Raw genomic sequence first — 2,759 nt, 5'->3', positions numbered from 1 at the left:
GCGGGAGCACGACGACTCCGACGGGGATCAAGCCGCGGCGTAACTCCCGTTGGACTCAAACACCTTGACAAGTTCCGACCGAGCGAGTCAACCAGCCACTACATGCGAGGTGAGACTGCAATGTCTGGCCGTCGTGCCAGGATCACGGGCATGGATGAGCGCACCCGGCCGGTCAGCGAAACACAGGTGACCGTGGCGATGGACTACGGCCAGTTCTGCCTCGACGGCGGCCTCGGCGATCCGGACGTCGAGCTCGCCCTCCTCGAACGAGCCCAGGCCGATCAACCCAGCGCCGGCAACGGCGCCATGCTGCTGGTGCTGTGCCCCCACCAGAACAACTTCCAGATGGCGGTGACGGTGCAGGTGTGGCCGTCACGACCGCCCGCGGACCGAGATCAGTGGCAACAGGTCAGTGAGGGGCGCCTGGAGGTCGACGGCCGCGGGGTGCTTTCCTTGTCGTCACCGACATCCGACCCGGTGGAGGTCCTCGTTCCTGCAGGTCGGTACACCGTGGAGGTCTCCGGCCGAGGCTTCGTCAACTACGGGTGGCCGGGATCGACGACACCCGGCGACGTGTGGCGGATCCGGTTGTGGCCGTACGACGGAGTCACGAAATCCCCGGCCCAGATGTGGGACATGCCCGGCTTCGGAGTACCGGAGAACACCCCGCCCCCGGCACCCGCCGCCGCGGAGGAGCCGAGCCGTGACTCGGCGGCGGGCACTAGGACCGCGAGCAGCACCGCGACGGCGATCGACTTCGAGGCGCATCCCGAGCTGCAAAAGGTGCTGGCGTTGCGTGATTTCGACGACTGTGCGCCGGACCTCGCTGCCGCGATCGTGGCGATGGACCCGCAGACGCAACGGCGCCTGGCGCAGTGGGCCGCGGTCCGTGCCTTCGAGTTCGCCGGACTCGCCGACGTCGCGTGGGTCACACCGGCACTGGCAGCGTTACGTAACGGTGAGCCGCTCCCGGCGCCGTTCGACGACCGCCAAGCCGCGTCCAGCCGTCTCGCGGCGGAGAACCTCCCGCCCGAGGGCAGAGGCGGCCCCTACCGCTCGACCGCCGGGCCCGGCGGTGAGAAGTCACCGACGGCGAAAATGTTCGACCACGGCCCGGTGCACCGCCCGTACTACGCGATGCCGGCCCTGTTCAGCGCGACGGACCCACGTCCGGTGGTCGCCGCCTTTCAGGCGTTGTCACACGCCTGCGCCACCTACGCCGAGCATGTGGACACCCTTCTCGCCGCGACCCGAGCAGAGTTCGGCATCCCCGAATAGACACCCTCCGCTAGGCCAACCGGATCCGCACGCGAAACCTCATCGGCCGGCGCGTCGGGCGAACACACGGATGCGGTCGGGGTCCGAGCGCCCGATGAAGGCGAGCGTGGCGAGGACGGCGGTCACGGTCCCGATGACGATGCCGATGGGCAACGGTGAGTCGACGGTGACCATCGGTCCTGATTTGGAAGTCGGGTAGCCGTTGGACCAGCCGTAGTCGGCGACGGCCAGCGGTGCCGAGACCGCGAAGAACGTCATCGTCAACGGCAGTAGCGCGGCACTGACCACCACCGGTGGGTCCGCGGTGTTGGTCGAGAGGACGGAGGCGACGGACAATCCCAGTGCGCCGGGCAGCATCAGCGTGTAGGCCGTGGTCGTCACGGTGTCGACGATGCCACCGTCCGGGAGCAGTCCGGTGGCTGTGACCAGGACGAGGAGCGCCATCCCCACCGCCGGCATCGGATACCGCCGCCCGAGCATCACCCCGGCCACCAACGCGACGAGACCACCCAGTACCCACCACCAGGCCGTCTCGGCGTAGTGCACCTGCCTGACCGTGACAGCGGCCGCAGCCAACCCCACCAGCAGCACTCTCCCCTCAGGAGCGGGCAGTACCCACGCCCCCGCTAGGGTCGCCGCGACGGCGAGCCCGGCCGCGACGGTCCACGACACCGGGCCGGATTCGGTCGATCCCCACGCGGTGTAGAGCACCAGGAACACCACCGGCAGAACAACACCGACGACCGTCGGCCGGACCCCGGCGCCGGACTCGACGCGGCGGGTGGTGAGCGCAACTCCGCCGAGAACGAGCACGGCCACAGCCAGTACGGGCAGCGGCACCGTCACCGGAACGTAGACCGGATCGCCGGGCAGGGTGACCGACCATCGTGGTGCAGGAACCCGCCACACGCGGGCCACGCCGAAGAACACTGTCGTCGCCAGCACCCCGACAGTCAACGCAACCAGCGGGGCCCGACGCCCTACCGCCGGGTACGCCGCCGCACCGAGCATCAGACCGGCGCCGACCGCATTCAGGGTCACGGCCGGTTCGGTCGCCACCGCCACCACCGCGGGCACCCCGATCGCAGCTGCTCCCACGAGCGCGGTCGCGGCGGCCCAGACCCCGGAACGCAATCGCAGCAGCACCGTCAGCGCGGTGACGGCAACGACTGCGGCGACAGTTCCGGCCCACTGCGGAGTGACGAGCACCCCGCTCAAGCCGTCCTTCGCGGCGATGGTGTGGTCGAGTACCTCCGATTCGCGGACAGCGAAGGCAGCGAGCACACCACCGACAAGGGCGGCGACGGTCGGACCGTACCGGTCAACGAGATTCACCGGCAGACCGTAACCCGCGACATCGACGGAACCCGGTAGATCGCCACTGCGGCACCGTGCCGATCAGCAATCCTCATCCGGCTAACGAATGAGGGCCGCACCCACCGGGTGCGGCCCTCGCGGACTAGTTAGACAGCCCGCACATT

Annotated in this window: 2 protein-coding genes; one reads left to right on the top strand and one right to left on the bottom strand. The window is 69.3% G+C overall.

Annotated elements, in window-relative coordinates; genetic code table 11:
• Positions 1-150: 150 nt before the first annotated feature.
• Complete coding sequence (locus MLGJGCBP_RS51850) at positions 151-1,278, top strand: hypothetical protein (protein WP_236581180.1); 1,128 nt, start codon at positions 151-153, stop codon at positions 1,276-1,278.
• A gap of 39 nt (positions 1,279-1,317) precedes the next feature.
• On the opposite strand, the gene MLGJGCBP_RS50555 is transcribed toward MLGJGCBP_RS51850, so the two are convergent.
• A complete protein-coding gene (locus MLGJGCBP_RS50555; RefSeq protein WP_201453107.1) occupies positions 1,318-2,613 on the bottom strand; it encodes a hypothetical protein in 1,296 nt (431 codons plus the stop codon).
• Between the last annotated feature and the right edge of the window lie 146 nt (positions 2,614-2,759).

Source organism: Rhodococcus sp. T7, from assembly GCF_009872365.1.
Lineage (GTDB): Bacteria > Actinomycetota > Actinomycetes > Mycobacteriales > Mycobacteriaceae > Rhodococcus_F.
The sequence above is the reverse complement of the archived record's forward strand: the minus strand, read 5'-3'. Positions and strand labels throughout refer to the sequence as shown.